This is a genomic window from Massilimicrobiota sp. An80, assembly GCF_002159255.1.
In the GTDB taxonomy this organism is placed as follows: Bacteria; Bacillota_I; Bacilli_A; order Erysipelotrichales; family Coprobacillaceae; genus Allocoprobacillus; species Allocoprobacillus merdigallinarum.
In genome coordinates this window covers 1-1,408 of record NZ_NFHI01000106.1, presented here as the reverse complement: position 1 = coordinate 1,408, position 1,408 = coordinate 1, and the positions used below count along the sequence as shown (strand labels likewise).

1 protein-coding gene is annotated in these 1,408 nt (G+C 24.9%); it reads right to left on the bottom strand.

The window, feature by feature from the left end:
* Positions 1-194: 194 nt before the first annotated feature.
* Positions 195-1,061 carry a hypothetical protein gene (locus tag B5G32_RS13510; RefSeq protein ID WP_087936959.1) on the bottom strand — a complete coding sequence of 289 codons (867 nt, stop codon included), beginning with the start codon at positions 1,059-1,061 and terminating at the stop codon, positions 195-197.
* Positions 1,062-1,408: the final 347 nt, after the last annotated feature.

The following is a 1,408-nucleotide window of genomic DNA, read 5'->3' as shown; positions in this document are numbered from 1 at the left end:
ATTCGACCCAACAGAAAATACAAGCGACATGTCAAGCCAAAGACTGTCGTATGCTTTAACTATAGATATAACTAACATAGTTTATTATATACCTTGACAGATGTAGTTTCAAGACTACATTTTTTGAGCTTGAGTAAATATTAAAAACCAGGAAAAATATATTTCCATACAATTCCTGGTTAAATATTGTCATCTTAACTTAATGACATTGGACCTATTAGTTCTTTATTTTTTATATTATTTGAGCTTTGAAAAACTATTTGAAGACTATCAACAAAAAAACATGGATTTCGAATCAAATCCAAACAAGGATCCAAAAACAATCCAAACCCGCCTAAATAATACCGATATTCCTTCTCATGATTATCTTCTATCTTATAATTTGGCAATTCTAAATCTTTACTCAAATATTCTTCTCTATAATTAGAATCATATAATAAAATATATTTAGTAAAATCGTCTAAATAATTTGGATTCTCAATATATTCTTTATTTGTTTGTGTTTGTTGATAATAGTAATAGCAAGCATGATCAAAATAATTCTTTTGATAATCTTCTATTTGATGATTTGCATAACGAAATAATAATCTAGATAAATTCAAACTCGCCATCGCAAAGTTGTTATTAATCAACAATGCATTACTAAAACAATCAATAGCTGATATATATCTTCCTATATCACTATATGAATTTCCTAAATTTGTATAACATCTCATTGCAATATATTGACATACATTAAAAACATTATTTTCTTCCAAATTATCCAACTCTTGTCGGTCTTCGAATAAATCTAGTGATTTTCTATAATTAAAAATTTCTTTTTCCAAATAATCTTCACAATATTTCTTATTAAGCAACCTGGTATCGTGATATGCAGTAGCAATGTCATAATACAATTGCATCTTAGAAGGTAGATTATATGTTTCTTGTTCAGCTAATTTCTGAGCGATTTCAATTGTTTTGAGAATTTCTTTTTCATTTTTCAATAGATATAGACTTTCAAATTTTTTTGATAGTTCTAATATTTCACTTTCAATAGTATAGTACTCACACATCTGCATTATTCAACCTCCTAATTTTAATATCTCTATCATCTAAAGTTCATTTTAATAATACATAATGAATAATTTATAATAGAATATTTTTTAGATAATATAAAAAATATTGTTTATTTTCTACAATTAAATACCGCATCATCATATATGAATGTAATACTTATAAATATCTATCAAACGAATTCAAATTTTTTTATAACCGTATCCTCCAATTTATTGTTATATTTAAAAATAAACCTTAATTATTCATGAGATTATAATATAATCATGAAATATCCTTATTTCATAGGCATTTTCTGCTTTTATTTATTCTTTTTCTATTCACCCGTTGGGTGAATAGTTTTTCTTTATAT

Excerpts from the sequence above, each read along its gene's own strand:
- B5G32_RS13510 (WP_087936959.1), bottom strand. The coding sequence starts at position 1,061 with ATGCAGATGTGTGAGTACTATACTATTGAAAGTGAAATATTAGAACTA.